This is a genomic window from Streptomyces sp. WAC 06738 (assembly GCF_003945505.1).
Classification (GTDB): domain Bacteria; phylum Actinomycetota; class Actinomycetes; order Streptomycetales; family Streptomycetaceae; genus Streptomyces.
On sequence record NZ_CP029618.1, the window covers coordinates 6,362,629 to 6,378,034 of the forward strand.

Annotated in this window: 9 protein-coding genes and 1 pseudogene; 8 read left to right on the top strand and 2 right to left on the bottom strand. The window is 74.7% G+C overall.

The window, feature by feature from the left end:
• The first annotated feature begins 64 nt into the window (after positions 1 to 64).
• The 6 genes and pseudogenes from DMB38_RS27930 (at position 65) to DMB38_RS27955 (ending at position 7,145) form a co-directional block, all read left to right on the top strand.
• A pseudogene (locus DMB38_RS27930) lies at positions 65 to 2,790 on the top strand (DNA translocase FtsK).
• Between the two features lie 184 nt (positions 2,791 to 2,974).
• A complete protein-coding gene (locus DMB38_RS27935) occupies positions 2,975 to 3,787 on the top strand; it encodes a helix-turn-helix domain-containing protein (protein ID WP_125937462.1) in 813 nt (270 codons plus the stop codon).
• Between the two features lie 144 nt (positions 3,788 to 3,931).
• Positions 3,932 to 5,524, top strand: a complete 1,593-nt coding sequence (gene rimO, locus DMB38_RS27940) for a 30S ribosomal protein S12 methylthiotransferase RimO (protein ID WP_125937463.1) — start codon at positions 3,932 to 3,934, stop codon at positions 5,522 to 5,524.
• Complete coding sequence (gene pgsA, locus DMB38_RS27945; protein WP_047018425.1) at positions 5,521 to 6,123, top strand: CDP-diacylglycerol--glycerol-3-phosphate 3-phosphatidyltransferase; 603 nt, start codon at positions 5,521 to 5,523, stop codon at positions 6,121 to 6,123. The genes rimO and pgsA overlap by 4 nt, the downstream gene beginning before the upstream one ends.
• A complete protein-coding gene (locus tag DMB38_RS27950) occupies positions 6,120 to 6,686 on the top strand; it encodes a nicotinamide-nucleotide amidohydrolase family protein (protein WP_125937464.1) in 567 nt (188 codons plus the stop codon). Before pgsA ends, DMB38_RS27950 begins: the two co-directional genes overlap by 4 nt.
• Positions 6,687 to 6,776: 90 nt before the next feature.
• Positions 6,777 to 7,145, top strand: a complete 369-nt coding sequence (locus DMB38_RS27955; RefSeq protein WP_018838068.1) for a helix-turn-helix transcriptional regulator — start codon at positions 6,777 to 6,779, stop codon at positions 7,143 to 7,145.
• Positions 7,146 to 7,235: 90 nt separating this feature from the next.
• Here the strand turns inward: DMB38_RS27955 and DMB38_RS27960 are convergent, their stop codons facing one another.
• On the bottom strand, positions 7,236 to 8,024 hold the full coding sequence (locus tag DMB38_RS27960) for a DNA-formamidopyrimidine glycosylase family protein (protein WP_125937465.1): 789 nt from the start codon (positions 8,022 to 8,024) through the stop codon (positions 7,236 to 7,238).
• Positions 8,025 to 8,171: 147 nt separating this feature from the next.
• On the opposite strand from DMB38_RS27960, the gene DMB38_RS27965 reads away from it, so the two are divergent.
• Both DMB38_RS27965 and DMB38_RS27970 read left to right on the top strand, forming a co-directional pair.
• On the top strand, positions 8,172 to 9,776 hold the full coding sequence (locus DMB38_RS27965) for a sensor histidine kinase (RefSeq protein ID WP_125937466.1): 1,605 nt from the start codon (positions 8,172 to 8,174) through the stop codon (positions 9,774 to 9,776).
• Between the two features lie 50 nt (positions 9,777 to 9,826).
• Positions 9,827 to 10,480, top strand: coding sequence for a response regulator transcription factor (locus DMB38_RS27970; RefSeq protein WP_047018428.1), 654 nt, complete (start codon positions 9,827 to 9,829; stop codon positions 10,478 to 10,480).
• 95 nt (positions 10,481 to 10,575) lie between these two features.
• Here the strand turns inward: DMB38_RS27970 and DMB38_RS27975 are convergent, their stop codons facing one another.
• Positions 10,576 to 15,366, bottom strand: a complete 4,791-nt coding sequence (locus DMB38_RS27975) for an ATP-dependent helicase (protein WP_125937467.1) — start codon at positions 15,364 to 15,366, stop codon at positions 10,576 to 10,578.
• Between the last annotated feature and the right edge of the window lie 40 nt (positions 15,367 to 15,406).

Genomic DNA, 15,406 nt, shown 5'->3' on the forward strand with positions numbered 1-15,406 from the left:
GCGGAGGACGCGTACCTGCACGTCCTACCTGTCCCGCGCGGGCGCTGCCGGTAACCTCGCACGTATGGCCTCACGTACCTCTGGCAGCGGCAACTCCCGGCAGCGGTCCGGAGGTAGCACGGCCAAAAAGCCCGCGGCGAAGAAGGCGCCCGCGAAGAAGGCACCCGCCAAGAAGCCGCCGCAGAAGAAGTCCGGCGGCGCGGCCAAGGCGCCGGCCAAGAAGCCCGCCCCCTCGCCGACCGGCGGTGTGCTGCGGCTGCTGCGCGCGATCTGGCTCGGCCTCGCCCGTACCGTCGGCGCGCTCTTCCGCGGGATAGGGCGCGGCGCCAAGGGGCTCGACCCGGCCCACCGCAAGGACGGGCTCGCGCTGCTGCTGCTCGGCATCGCCCTGATCGTCGCGGCCGGGACCTGGTCGAACCTCAAGGGCCCCGTGGGCGAGCTGGTCGAGATCCTGATCACCGGCGCCTTCGGCCGCCTCGACCTGCTCGTGCCGATCCTGCTGGCCACCATCGCTGTACGCCTCATCCGCCACCCCGAGCAGACCGAGGCCAACGGCCGCATCGTCATCGGTCTGTCCGCGCTGGTGATCGGCGTGCTCGGGCTCGTGCACCTGGCCTGCGGCACCCCCGGACGCGGCGAGGGCACGCAGACCATCAGGGACTCCGGGGGTTCGTCGGCTGGGCGGTGTCCCGGCCGCTGGTCACCACCCTCGGCGACGTGCTCGCGCTGCCGCTGCTGGTGCTGCTCACCGTCTTCGGGCTGCTCGTCGTCACCGCCACGCCCGTCGCGGCGATCCCGGACCGGATCCACTCCGCCGGGGTGCGGCTCGGGCTCGTACAGCCGCGGCCCGATCCGGCGGCCGCGGCCAAGGCGGAGGAGTTCGACGACGACTGGCGCGACGGCCTGGTGCGTACGGACGAGGACGACCCCGACGACGAGCCCCCGCCGCCCCCGCGCCGCCGCCGCACCCGCAAGGCCCCCGCCGCGCCGGCCGCACCCGCGCCCCCGCGGCGCGCGGCGGCCGACCGCGACTACGGCGGCATGGACCCGATCGACGCGGCCGCCGCCGCGGCCACCGACCTCGACGGCGCCGTGCTCCACGGCGTCCAGCCCTCCCCGCTCCTCGCCAACCTCACCCACGGCGTCGCCGAGCGCACCGGGGGCGTGCCGGCGGCGCGCGAGGAGTCGGGCGCCGAGGAGGCCGTGCGCTCCGGGAGCCGGCAGGAACACTCGGTCCCCGACCTCACCAAGCAGGCCGCCGAGCCCGGCCCCGCCGCCCTGCCGCCCCGCGCCGAACAGCTCCAGCTCTCCGGCGACATCACCTACGCGCTGCCGTCCCTCGACATCCTGGAGCGCGGCGGCCCGGGCCGGACGCGCAGCGCCGCCAACGACGCCGTCGTCGCCTCCCTCACCCAGGTCTTCACCGAGTTCAAGGTCGACGCCGCCGTCACCGGCTTCACCCGCGGGCCGACCGTCACGCGGTACGAGGTGGAGCTGGGCCCGGCCGTGAAGGTCGAGCGGATCACGGCGCTGACGAAGAACATCGCCTACGCCGTCGCCAGCCCCGACGTGCGCATCATCAGCCCCATCCCCGGCAAGTCCGCCGTCGGCATCGAAATCCCCAACAGCGACCGCGAGATGGTCAAGCTCGGCGACGTGCTGCGGTCCGCGGACGCGGCCGGCGAGGACCACCCGATGCTCGTCGGCCTCGGCAAGGACGTCGAGGGCGGCTACGTCTCGGCGAACCTCGCCAAGATGCCGCACATCCTCATCGCCGGCGCCACCGGCTCCGGCAAGTCCTCCTGCATCAACTGCCTGATCACCTCCGTCATGGCGCGGGCCACGCCGGAGGACGTGCGGATGGTGCTCGTCGACCCGAAGCGGGTCGAGCTGACCGCGTACGAGGGCATCCCGCACCTGATCACGCCGATCATCACCAACCCCAAGCGGGCCGCCGAGGCCCTGCAGTGGGTCGTCCGCGAGATGGACCTGCGCTACGACGACCTCGCCGCGTACGGCTACCGCCACATCGACGACTTCAACGCCGCCGTCCGCTCCGGCAAGGCCACCGCCCCGCCCGGCAGCGAGCGGGAGCTGGCCCCGTACCCGTATCTGCTGGTGATCGTCGACGAGCTGGCGGACCTGATGATGGTCGCGCCGCGGGACGTCGAGGACGCGATCGTACGGATCACGCAGCTCGCCCGCGCCGCCGGCATCCACCTGGTGCTCGCCACCCAGCGCCCCAGCGTCGACGTCGTCACCGGGCTCATCAAGGCGAACGTGCCGTCCCGGCTGGCCTTCGCCACGTCCTCCCTCGCCGACAGCCGCGTCATCCTCGACCAGGCCGGCGCCGAGAAGCTGATCGGCAAGGGCGACGGGCTGTTTCTGCCGATGGGCGCGAACAAGCCGGTCCGGCTGCAGGGCGCGTACATCGAGGAGACCGAGATCGCCACGGTCGTGCAGCACTGCAAGGACCAGATGGCGCCGGTCTTCCGCGAGGACGTCGTGGTCGGCGGGGCGAAGAAGAAGGAGATCGACGAGGAGATCGGCGACGACCTCGATCTGCTCTGCCAGGCGGCCGAGCTGGTGGTCTCCACGCAGTTCGGCTCGACGTCGATGCTCCAGCGCAAGCTGCGGGTCGGGTTCGCCAAGGCGGGGCGGCTGATGGACCTGATGGAGTCGCGCGGGATCGTCGGTCCGAGTGAGGGTTCGAAGGCCCGGGACGTACTCATCAAACCGGATGAAATGGACGGAGTGCTCGCCCAGTTGCGGGGGCAGGATCATCCGTAACGGCGACCAGGGCAACCGGTTCGGCGCCTGATGCGTCACATCAATGGGCCGGGCGGGTGATCCCGCGGTCGGGCAGTACGTCTATCCCGATGGCCCATTAAGTGTGCTCGACCGGTTGGCCGATCCTTTTACAACCCCCCTAGACTGAACACCCGGCAGGTGGCTCACCCCGAAAGGCGCCCACGTGTCCCTCGGCAACTCCCCCACAGGCGACCGCCCTTCCGTCGGTCGCGCACTTCAGCAGGCCCGCCTTGATGCCAAGCTGTCCGTCGAACAGGTCAGCTTGACCACGCGTGTGCGCATTCCGATCATCCATGCCATCGAACAGGACGATTTCTCTCGCTGCGGCGGCGACGTCTACGCCCGCGGCCATGTGCGAACCCTTGCGCGGGCGGTCGGTCTGGAGGCCGAGGGCCTCGTCGCGCAGTACGACGCGGAGCACGGCGGCCGGCCCGAGCCGACACCCGCCGCCCCGATGTTCGAGGCCGAGCGCATCCGCCCCGAGCCGCGCCGCCCCAACTGGACCGCCGCCATGGTCGCCGCGATCGTCGCCGTCGTCGGCTTCGTGGGGTTCACCGTCTTCAGCGGCGGCGACGAGGACGAGCCGGACGGCTCCTCGGTGGCCGGGGAGACGCAGGGATCGGAGAAGCCGAAGGACCGCGACTCCGGCAAGGACGGCGCCGAGGACAGGCAGAGCCCGCAGCCCTCGGACAGCGCGGTGGCGGGTGCCCCGCCGGACAAGGTGACGCTGCGGATCGTCGCGGCGGACGGGCAGAGCTGGATCTCCGCGCAGGGCGCCGACGGGCGCGAGCTGGAGGAGGGCGTGCTCGCCCAGGGCGACTCCGTCACCGTCACCGACAGCGAGAAGATCTACCTCGTCCTCGGCAATGCCGGCGGCGTCGACCTGTTCGTCAACGGCAAGCAGATCGCGGAGGACTTCCAGCCCGGCGAGGTCGAGCGGCTGACGTACACCAAGGGCGATCCCGAGGCGGGCTGACCTGCCCCGCCGGGCGGCGGCGCGGGCCCCGCCTGCGGCAAGGCTCGTACGTCCGTGCCCTCGCTCTCCCGTGCTTCGCGCAGGCGTGCGGAAGGCGGCTGGTCGGCGGCGGTTTGCGGGCGCGGGACGAAGTAGGCTGAGCCCATGCCAGAACGCCGCACCGTCGCCCTCGTCACGCTTGGCTGCGCCCGGAACGAGGTGGACTCCGAGGAGCTTGCGGGCCGCCTGGCGGCGGACGGCTGGGACCTCGTCACGGACGCCGCCGCCGCGGACGTCGCCGTCGTGAACACCTGCGGGTTCGTCGAAGCCGCCAAGAAGGACTCCGTCGACGCCCTGCTGGAGGCCAACGACCTCAAGGACACCGGCCGTACGCAGGCCGTCGTCGCCGTCGGCTGCATGGCCGAGCGGTACGGGAAGGAGCTGGCCGACGCGCTCCCGGAGGCGGACGGCGTCCTCGGCTTCGACGACTACGCCGACATCTCGGCGCGGCTGCAGACCATCCTCTCCGGCGGCGGCCACGCCGCCCACACCCCGCGGGATCGCCGCAAGCTGCTGCCGATCAGCCCCGCGGAGCGGCAGGACGCCGCCGCCCGCGGCGCGGCGGCGCTGCCGGGCCACGGCGACCCGGGCGCCGCGGACCCGGCCGATCCGGCCGATCCGGAAGACCCGGCAGACGCGGCGGCCGCCGCCCCCGCCGATCTGCCCGCCGGGGTCGCCCCCGCCTCCGGGCCGCGGCCGCCGCTGCGCCGCCGGCTCGGCTCGGGCCCCGTCGCCTCGGTCAAGCTGGCCTCCGGCTGCGACCGCCGATGTACGTTCTGCGCCATCCCCTCGTTCCGCGGCTCCTTCGTCTCCCGCCGCCCCTCCGACGTCCTCGGCGAGACCCGCTGGCTGGCCGGGCAAGGCGTACGGGAGATCATGCTCGTCTCCGAGAACAACACCTCGTACGGCAAAGACCTCGGCGACGTGCGGCTGCTGGAGACGCTGCTGCCCGAACTGGCCGCCGTGGACGGCATCGAGCGGATCCGGGTCAGCTATCTGCAGCCCGCCGAGATGCGCCCCGGGCTCATCGACGTGCTGACGTCGACGGAGAAGGTGGCGCCGTACTTCGACCTCTCCTTCCAGCACGCCGCCCCCGAAGTGCTCCGCGCGATGCGCCGCTTCGGGGACACCGAGCGGTTCCTGCAACTGCTGGCGGAGATCCGCTCCCGGGCGCCGGAGGCGGGCGCGCGGTCGAACTTCATCGTCGGCTTCCCGGGCGAGACCGAGCGGGACGTGGAAGAGCTGGAGCGCTTCCTCACCGCCGCGCGGCTCGACGCCGTGGGGATCTTCGGCTACTCCGACGAGGAGGGCACGGAGGCCGCGACGTACGGGTCGAAGGTCGCGCCGGAGGCGGTCGCGGAGCGGCTGGCGCACATGACGCGGCTGGCGGAGGAGCTGACGGCGCAGCGGGCCGAGGAGCGGGTGGGGGAGACGGTACGGGTCCTGGTGGACGCGGTGGAGGAGCCCGGTGCGGACCCCGTCGCGGACGCCGGGGAGGTCGCCGGCCGCGCGGCGCACCAGGCGCCGGAGACGGACGGCGTGACGCTGCTGGCCGGCGGGACCGCGCGGCAGGCGGCGCCGGGGGCGCTGGTCACCGCCAAGGTGGTGGCGAGCGAAGGCGTGGACCTGGTGGCGGAGCCGATAGGTGAGCCCGATCGGCGGCGGCCCGGGGAGCCGGCCGAGGAGGCCGCGAGATGAGCCCCGCCCCGGCCGTCGGCCAGGCCGGTCTGTGGAACATCGCCAACGTCCTCACCATGGTGCGGCTGCTGCTCGTACCGGCGTTCGTGCTGCTCATGGCCGCCCACGGCGGCCATGACCCGGCCTGGCGCTCGTTCGCATGGGCCGCCTTCACGGTCGCCATGATCACCGACCTCTTCGACGGGGAGCTGGCCCGCCGCTACGACCTCGTCACCGACTTCGGCAAGATCGCCGACCCCATCGCCGACAAGGCGATCATGGGTGCCGCGCTCATCTGCCTGTCGGCGCTGGGCGACCTGCCCTGGTGGGTGACGATCGTGATCCTGGCGCGGGAGATCGGCATCACCCTCATGAGGTTCTGGGTGATCAGGCACGGTGTGATCCCGGCCAGCCGGGGCGGGAAGCTCAAGACCCTGGCCCAGGGCGTGGCCGTGGGCATGTACATCCTCACCCTCACCGGACCGCTCGCCACGCTGCGCTTCTGGATCATGGCCGCGGCCGTGGTCCTGACCGTGGCGACCGGCCTGGACTACGTCAAGCAGGCGATCGTGCTCCGCCGCAGGGGGCTGGCCGCCGAACGGGAGCAGAGAGTCCAGTGACCACACAGAACACCGACGGGGCCGCGGCCGGCCTGCTCGCCCTCTGCGACGAGCGCGGCATCACCCTCGCCGTCGCCGAATCCCTCACCGGCGGCCTCCTCGCCGCCGAGATCACCGCGGTGCCCGGCGCCTCCCAGGCGTTCCGGGGCGCCGTCATCGCGTACGCGACCGACCTCAAGCGCGATGTGCTCGGCGTCGACAGCTCGCTGCTCGCCCAGCGCGGCGCCGTCGACGGCGAGGTCGCCAGGCAGATGGCCGCCGGGGTGCGCTGGCGGCTCGGCGCCGACTGGGCGGTGGCGACGACGGGCGTCGCGGGACCCGATCCGCAGGACGGCCAGCAGCCGGGTACCGTCTTCGTGGCCGTGGCCGGTCCCGAGGGGCGGAGCGAGACGCGGTCGCTGAACCTGACGGGCTCTCGCACGGAGATCCGCACGGCGGCCGTGGGGGAGGCGCTGACGCTCCTCCGGCGGCATCTGGACGCGGCACCGAAGGGGCAAGACGGGCGGAAATACCCGGAAAATCCTGATCAGGAGGCCCCGTATTCCTCGCTTGGCGAACGGTGAAGATGACTTCCGTCGCCGCACTGTCACGGTCCGAGGCGGTACGGTGGAGCAGAGAGGATCCGGATCCGAGGTCCTAGGAGGGAGCCACGCATGATTTTGCTCCGTCGCCTGCTGGGTGACGTGCTGCGCCGGCAGCGACAGCGCCAGGGCCGGACGCTGCGCGAGGTTTCCTCGTCAGCACGTGTTTCCCTCGGCTATCTGTCGGAGGTCGAGCGCGGTCAGAAGGAAGCCTCCTCCGAGCTGCTGAACTCCATCTGTGAAGCCTTGGACGTCCGGATGTCCGAGCTGATGCGCGAGGTGAGCGGCGAGCTCGCCCTCGCGGAGCTGGCCCAGTCCGCGGCGGCCACCGAGCCGATTCCCGCCCCCGTGCGGTCGTTCACCGTGACCTCGGTGACGGGAATGCCCGACGAGCGAGTCACCATCAAGGCGCCGAAAGAGCCCGACCCCGTCGCGGCCTGAGCGTAGAGAGCCTGGCACGAGAGCCCGGCCCGCCGTCGGCGGAGCCGGGCTCTCGGCTTGCGTGCGCGGGCGTACGGGCCGTGGCCGCGGTCACCCGCCCGGCTGGCAGCGCGGGCACCAGTACGTCACGCGCTCGTCCGCCGTCTCCCCCTGCGCCCGTTTGCGCACCGCCGTCCCGCAGCGCAGGCACGGCCGCCCGCCGCGGCCGTAGACCCACAGCCGCCGGTCGGGGCGCCGGGAAGGCGTCGTCGTCCGGGCCACGCGGTCCCGGTTCGCCTCCAGCAGCCGCCGCGCGGCGGCCATGAGCCGGGCGGGCTCGGGGAGCGCGGCGACCGGTGCGTACGGGCTGACGCCGGCGAGGAAGCACAGCTCCGATTTGTAGACGTTGCCGATCCCGGCGAGATTGCGCTGGTCGAGCAGGGCCTCGCCGAGCGGGCGGGCGGGGTCGGCGAGCAGCCGGCGCTCCGCCTCGGCCGGGTCCCAGTCGGGGCCGAGCAGATCGGGGCCGAGGTGGCCGACGATCCGGTCCTCGGCGGCGGTGCGCAGCAGCTCCAGCACGGGCAGGCGGTAGCCGACCGCGGTGCGGTCGGCGTTGCCGAGGACGGCCCGGATCTGGTGGCCCGGCCCGCCGCGCCACCGCTCCCCGTCCGCGTACGTGATCCAGGCGCCCTCCATCCGCAGGTGCGAGTGGAGCGTGAGGCCGCCCTCGACGCGCGTCAGCAGGTGCTTGCCGCGCGGGACGACCTCGGTGACCTCGCGGCCGGTGAGGTCGGCCGTGGCGAGCGTGGGCACGCGCAGGTCGCAGCGGGTCAGCCGGCGGCCCGCCAGCGCCTCGTGCAGCAGGCGGGCGGTGCGCCAGACGGTGTCTCCTTCGGGCACGTACCCATCGTGCCAGGCGCGGGGCGTACGCCCCCGGCGTACCGGGTGGGGATAGGCCCACCCTGGTCCGGGGGCTGCGGGGGCGGTGCCCGGGCTGCCGCCCGGGACACGATGGGCGGCATGATGAGGACGGAAGAAGGAGGCGGGATGGGCAGGCCACGGCGGTACGCGACCGCGCTGGGGCGCGCCCTCGTGCTGGTGGCGCTCGCCCCGCTGGTGACCCTGGTGCAGGCCGTCATGCTCGCCTCGCTCGTGCTCGCCTTCGGCCTGGGGCTGATGTTCGTCTTCCCCTGGGCCGTCGGCCTCACCCGCGGCGTCGCCAACCTGGCGCGGGCCGTGCACGGCCGCTGGACGGGACGTCCGATCCCCACGCCGTACCTGCCCGCGCCGCCGCATCCGCGGCCCGGTCCCGACGGGCGCTACCGCCACCTGGGCATCAGCTACCGCAGCCCCGCCCTGCCGGAGTTCTTCGAGCGCGTGCACCGGCTGCTCTCCGACCGCGCGACCTGGCGGGACACGCTGTGGCTGGTCGCCGACCCGGTCGTCGGGTTCGCGATGGCGGCGCTGCCGCTGTTCGCCGTCGGCTACGGGCTGGCCGGCATGGCGCTGCCGCTGCTGTGGGACCCGTCGTACCCGGGGGACACCCTCGGGCACTACGCGGGCGTCGAGGTCGCCTCGCAGGGCACCGCCCTGGCGCTCGTGCCCGTGGGCACGGCGCTCTTCGTGCTCGGGCTGTGGGCCGGGCCGCGGTCGATGGCCCTGCACGCGCGCTGGACGCGGATGCTGCTGGCGCCGACGCGGGCGTCCGAGCTGGCGCTGCAGGTCGCCGAGCTGGACCGGAAGCGTACGGCGGCCACCGACTGGCAGGCGGCGGAGGTGCGGCGCATCGAGCGGGACCTGCACGACGGGCCGCAGGCCCGGCTCGTCGCCCTCGGCATGACGGTCTCGGCGGCGGAGGAGCTGGTCGACGACGACCCGGCGGCGGCGAAGGCGCTGCTGCGGCAGGCGCAGGAGTCGTCGTCCATGGTGCTGCAGGAGCTGCGCGGTCTCGTACGGGGCATCCACCCGCCAGTGCTCGCGGAGCGGGGGCTGGGCGACGCCGTACGGGCGCTGGCGCTGGACAGCGCGCTGGAGGTACGGGTCGAGGTCGACCTGCGCGGGCAACTGCCGGACCCGGTGCAGTCGGCGGCGTACTTCGCGGTGGCGGAGCTTCTCGCCAACGCGGGCAAGCACGCGGGCGCGGACCGGGTGGACATCGACCTGTGGCACCGCGACGGCGTGCTGCGTGCGACGGTCACCGACGACGGGCGCGGGGGCGCGCTGCCGGTGACGGGTGGCGGGCTGCGGGGCGTGGAGCGGCGGATCAAGCCGTTCGACGGGGTGCTGGCGATCAGCAGCCCCGAGGGCGGGCCGACGACGGTCGCGGTGGAGATCCCCTGCCCGCTGGGGGAGGAGTGCTGCGAGCCGGACGACGCCGCTCCGGGTGCGGCGCGGGGAGCGGCCGCCGGGCGCGGGGAGCTGTGGCTGACGGCGCTGGCACCGGTACTGTGTTCCGTCGCGCTGTTCCCGCAGGGGCTGGTCGCGGGGCTGCTGCTGATCTTCGGCACGGACAACAGGTCGTGGTTCCTGGCGCTGTACATGCCGGAGCCGCTGCGCTGGCCGACGGTGCTGGCGATGGTGGCGCTGGGTCTGAGCGGGGTGCCGCCGCTGCTGCGGCGGTGGCGGAAGACCGGCTCGGCGCAGCGGTGTTGACGGGGGGACGCGCGGCCGTCCCGGGTGACGGGGCGGAGAGGAGCGGGACAGTGCGAGTCGTCCTGGCGGAGGACCAGTACCTGCTGCGGGACGGGCTGACGCGGCTGCTCCAGGCGCACGGCATGGAGATCTGCGCGGCGGTCGAGTCCGGGGACGAGCTGCTGGCGGCGCTGCGCGCCGAGCGGCCGGACGTGGCGGTGGTCGACATCCGGCTGCCGCCGACGTTCACGGACGAGGGGCTGCAGGCGGCGCTGGCGGCCCGCCGGGAGCGTCCCGACCTGCCGGTGCTGATCCTGTCGCAGCACGTGGAGCAGTTGTACGCACGGGAGTTGCTTGCCGACGGCCGCGGGGCGGTGGGGTACCTGCTGAAGGACCGGGTGTTCGCGGCGCGGCAGTTCGTGGACTCGGTGCGGCGGGTGGCCGAGGGCGGCACGGCGATGGACCCGGAGGTCATCGCGAAGCTGCTGGCGAGCAACGCGCGGGACGAGCCGCTGGGGCGGCTGACGCCGCGCGAGCGGGAGGTGCTGGCGGGGATGGCGGAGGGCCGCTCGAACACGGCGATCGCGCGTCAGCTCTTCCTCTCCGAGGGCGCGGTGAGCAAGTACACGACGAGCATCTTCGCGAAGCTGGACCTGCCCCCGTCGGACGACGACAACCGCAGGGTGCGGGCGGTGCTGGCGTATCTGAACGGGCAGGTGGAGTAGGCCCGGAGCGCCCGGGCACGGCGCGCCCCTTGGGCGGGGGCCGGTGGCCGGCTCCGGGCCCGGCCGGGTCCGGCCGCCGCACCCCGCTCCCGCCGTCAGGAGCGGATGCGCAGGCCGCGGGGGGTGGCCAGGAAGCCGGACCGCTCCAGGAGCGTGCCCAGGGGGGAGTCCAGGGCCGCGGTCGCGTTGATGCGTTCCACCGTCGCCGTACGGCCCAGGGCGCCGCCGCGGGCCGCCGCTGCGAGCGCGTCGGCCGCGGCGGCGAGGCGGGGGTCGTCCGCCGGGGGCCAGGCCAGCAGCGTGCGCCCGCCGCGCTCCACGTACAGCGCGAGGTCGCCGTCCACCAGCACCACCAGCGCACCGGCCTTCCGGCCGGGCTTGTGCGTCGTGCCGGGCGGGGGCTCGGGCCAGGGCAGGGCCGCCCCGTACGCGTTCGCCGGGTCCGCCGCGGCCAGCACCAGCGCCCGCTGCCCGCCGCGCCCGGCCCCACCGGCGCCGTACGCCCGCGGGCCGCCGCCGCGCGGGCGGCCGCCGCCCAGCGTGTGCCCGCCGTACGGACCGGCCGGCCCCTCCTCGTCCACGAAACCGTCGTCCCCCACCTGCCCTGCCTGCCCCGCCGCCGCGGCTTCCACAGCCCCGCGCTCCCGCGACGTGGCCACCGCCCGCAGCCGGTCCACGGCGCCGTCCATCGCGAACTGCGCGGCGCCCAGCCCCTCCACCACGTACCCGCGGCGGGCCTGACCCGTCTCCTCGAACGCCGACAGCACCCGGTACGCCGCCGCGAAGCCGCCCTCCACCCCCTCCGCCGCCACCGCGCCGCGCGTGACGACGCCGTGCCGGTCGAGCAGCGTGCGGGCCAGCGCGTGCGCGCGGTGCGTGGTGTCCGGTTCGCGTTCGGGCAGCAGCGACCAGCGGCCGGAGACCGTCGGCGGCCCGTTCCGCGACGCCGTGCGCGCGGCGCCCGCGACCGCCAGGCTGCCGTAACGCCCGCGCGGCGTGGGCCGCTTCGCGCGGTGCGCGGTGGCGCCCGCGGTGCGGCCCGAGCCGAGGAGGGCGCGCAGCGGTCCCAGGGTGTCGTTCGTCAGCCGCCCGGACCAGGCCAGGTCCCAGACGGCGTCGGCGAGCTGCGCGTCGGTGGCGTCCGGGTGCGTCGCGCGCACCTGCTCGGCGATCTGCCGGAAGAACAGCCCGTACCCGCCGGTCAGCGCGGCCAGCACCGCCTGGTGCAGCGGCGTGATCTCCAGCGGATGCGGCTCGTGCAGCAGCAGCGGGGCGGAGTCCGCGGGGTACAGGGAGATCCAGCCGTCCTTGCCGGGCAGCGCACCTGCGCCGGCCCAGACCACCTCCCCGGAGTTCGTCAGCTCGTCGAGCATCGTCGGTACGTACCCCGCGACCCGCGACGGCAGCACCAGCTTCTCCAGCGCCGACGCCGGCACCGGCGCGCCCTGCAGTTGCTCCACCGCCCGGACGAGGCCGTCCAGACCGCGGAGGCTGTGCGTGCCCAGGTGCTGCCACTGCGGCAGGAACGCGGCGAGCGCGGCCGGGGCGACGGGCTCCAGCTCCTCCCGCAGCGCGGCCAGCGACCGGCGCCGCAGCCGCCGCAGCACCCCGGCGTCGCACCACTCCTGGCCGATGCCCGCCGGATGGAACTCGCCCTGTACGGTCCTGCCCGCCGCCGCCAGCCGGTGCAGCGCGCCGTCGGTGACCGCCGCACCCAGGCCGAAGTGCGCCGCGGCCTGCCCGGAGGTGAACGGGCCGTGCGTGCGCGCGAAGCGCGCCAGCAGGTCGCCCAGCGGGTCCGCCACCGGCTCGGTGAACGCCTCCGGCACGCCCACCGGCAGCGCGGTGCCCAGCGCGTCCCGCAGCCGCCCGGCGTCCTCGACGGCCGCCCAGTGCGCCGTCCCCGCCAGCCGCACCCGGATCGCCCGGCGCGCGCCCTCCAGCTCCCGCACCCAGGCCGGCTCCGCGCCGCGCTCCGCCAGCTCCTCGTCCGTCAGCGGCCCGAGCACGCGCAGCGCGTCCGCGACGCCCTCGGCGTCCTTGAGCCGCCGGTCGTCCGTACGCCACTGCAGCTCGCGCTCCAGCTCCGCCAGCACCTCGGCGTCCAGCAGCTCGCGCAGCTCCGCCTGCCCCAGCAGCTCGGCGAGGAGCCGGGAGTCCAGCGACAGCGCCGCCGCCCGGCGCTCGGCCAGTGGCGAATCGCCCTCGTACAGGAACTGCGCCACGTAGCCGAAGAGCAGCGAGCGGGCGAACGGCGACGGCTCCTGCGTCGTCACCTCCACCAGCCGCACCCGGCGGTTCTCGACGTCGCCCATCAGCTCGGTGAGCCCCGGGACGTCGAAGACGTCCTGAAGGCACTCGCGCACCGCCTCCAGCACGATCGGGAACGAGCCGAACTCGCTCGCCACCTGGAGCAGTTGGGAGGCGCGCTGCCGCTGCTGCCACAGCGGCGTGCGCTTGCGCGGGTCGCGGCGGGGCAGCAGCAGCGCGCGCGCCGCGCACTCGCGGAACCGGGCGGCGAACAGCGCCGAGCCGCCCACCTGGTCGGTGACGACCTGGTCGACCTCGCCCTTGTCGAAGAGGACGTCGGCCGCGCCGACCGGCGACTGCCCGTCGTCCCCGGCCGCGTCCGCGGCCGTGCCCCCGCCCGCCGGGTCGACGTCCAGCAGGTCGAGGCCCATCAGGTCGGTGTCGGGCAGTCGCAGCACGATGCCGTCGTCGGCGTGCATCACCTGGGCGTCCATCCCGTACCGCTCGGTGAGCCGGGCGCCGAGCGCCAGCGCCCACGGCGCGTGCACCTGCGCGCCGAACGGCGAGTGCACCACCACCCGCCAGTCGCCCAGCTCGTCCCGGAAGCGCTCCACGACGATCGTCCGGTCGTCCGGCACGTGCCCGCAGGCGGCGCGCTGCTCCTCCAGATACGCGATCACGTTCCCCGCGGCCCACGCGTCCAGCCCCGCCGCCCGCAGCCGCTCCTGGGCCGCCTGCCGGTCCATCCCGCTCAGCTCGCGCAGGAACGCGCCCAGCGCCCGCCCCAGCTCCAGCGGCCGGCCGAGCTGGTCGCCCTTCCAGAACGGCAGCCGGCCCGGCACCCCGGGCGCGGGGGAGACCAGCACCCGGTCCCGGGTGATGTCCTCGATGCGCCACGACGTGGTGCCCAGCGTGAAGACGTCCCCGATCCGCGACTCGTAGACCATCTCCTCGTCCAGCTCGCCGACCCGGCCGCCGCCCTTCTTCGGGTCGGCCCCGGCGAGGAAGACGCCGAAGAGGCCGCGGTCCGGGATCGTGCCCCCGGAGGTGACGGCGAGCCGCTGCGCGCCGGGGCGGCCCTTGACCGTCTGCGCCACCCGGTCCCACACCAGGCGCGGGCGCAGCTCGGCGAAGGCGTCGGAGGGATAGCGTCCCGCGAGCATGTCGAGCACGGCCGTGAACGCCGACTCCGGCAGCGCCGCGAACGGCGCCGCCCGCCGCACGAGCGCCAGCAGCTCCTCCACGTCCCACACATCCATGGACGTCATCGCGACGATCTGCTGCGCCAGTACGTCCAGCGGGTTGGCCGGGATCCGCAGCGCCTCGATGGCGCCCTCGCGCATCCGCTCCGTGACCACCGCGGACTGCACCAGGTCACCGCGGTACTTGGGGAAGACCACACCGCGCGAGACCGCGCCCACCTGGTGCCCCGCGCGGCCCACCCGCTGCAGCCCGGAGGCCACCGACGGCGGCGACTCGACCTGCACCACCAGGTCCACCGCGCCCATGTCGATGCCCAGCTCCAGGCTGGAGGTGGCGACCACCGCGGGCAGCCGCCCGGCCTTCAGGTCCTCCTCCACCTGCGCCCGCTGCTCCTTGGAGACCGAGCCGTGGTGCGCGCGGGCGATCACCGCGGGCGCGCCCTGCGCCGCGCCGGACTGGGCCATGATCTCGGCGGGCGGCGGCGCGTCCTCCGCCATCGGCTCGCCGGCCGCGCGCTCGTACGCGATCTCGTTCAGCCTGTTGCACAGCCGCTCCGCGAGCCGGCGCGAGTTGGCGAAGACGATCGTCGAACGGTGCTCCTCCACCAGGTCGACGATCCGCTCTTCCACATGCGGCCAGATGGATGGCCGGTCGCCTCCCGCGCCGTCGTCCTGCGCGGGCGAGCCGCCCAGCTCGCCCATGTCCTCGACGGGCACGACCACCGACAGGTCGAACCGCTTCTCCGACGGCGGCTGCACGACCTCCACCCGCCGCCCGGGGGAGAGGAACCGCGCCACCTCCTCCACCGGCCGGACCGTCGCCGACAGGCCGATGCGGCGCGCGGGCCGCGGCAGCAGCTCGTCCAGCCGCTCCAGGGAGAGCGCCAGGTGGGCGCCGCGCTTGGTGCCCGCCACGGCGTGCACCTCGTCCAGGATCACGGTCTCCACGCCGGCCAGTGCGTCCCGCGAGGCGGACGTGAGCATCAGGAACAGCGACTCGGGCGTGGTGATGAGGATGTCCGGCGGACGGTTGGCGATCGAGCGGCGCTCGGCCGCGGGCGTGTCGCCGGAGCGGATCGCGACCCGCACCTCCGGCTCCGGCCGGCCGAGGCGGACCGCCTCCTGGCGGATGCCCGTGAGCGGGCTGCGCAGATTCCGCTCGACGTCCACGGCCAGCGCCTTCAGCGGCGACACGTACAGCACGCGGCAGCGCTTGCGCGCCTCCGCGGGCGGCGGGGCGGACGTCAGCCCGTCGAGCGCGGAGAGGAACGCCGCCAGCGTCTTGCCCGAGCCCGTGGGCGCCACGACCAGCACGTCGGAGCCCTCGCCCAGCGCCCGCCAGGCGCCCTCCTGGGCCGCCGTGGGCGCGGCGAAGGCGCCCTCGAACCATGCCCGCGTCGCCGGGTCGAACGTCTCCAGCACCGATCTCGCCATGTGAACCATCGTGCACCCGACCACTGACACCCAGCACACT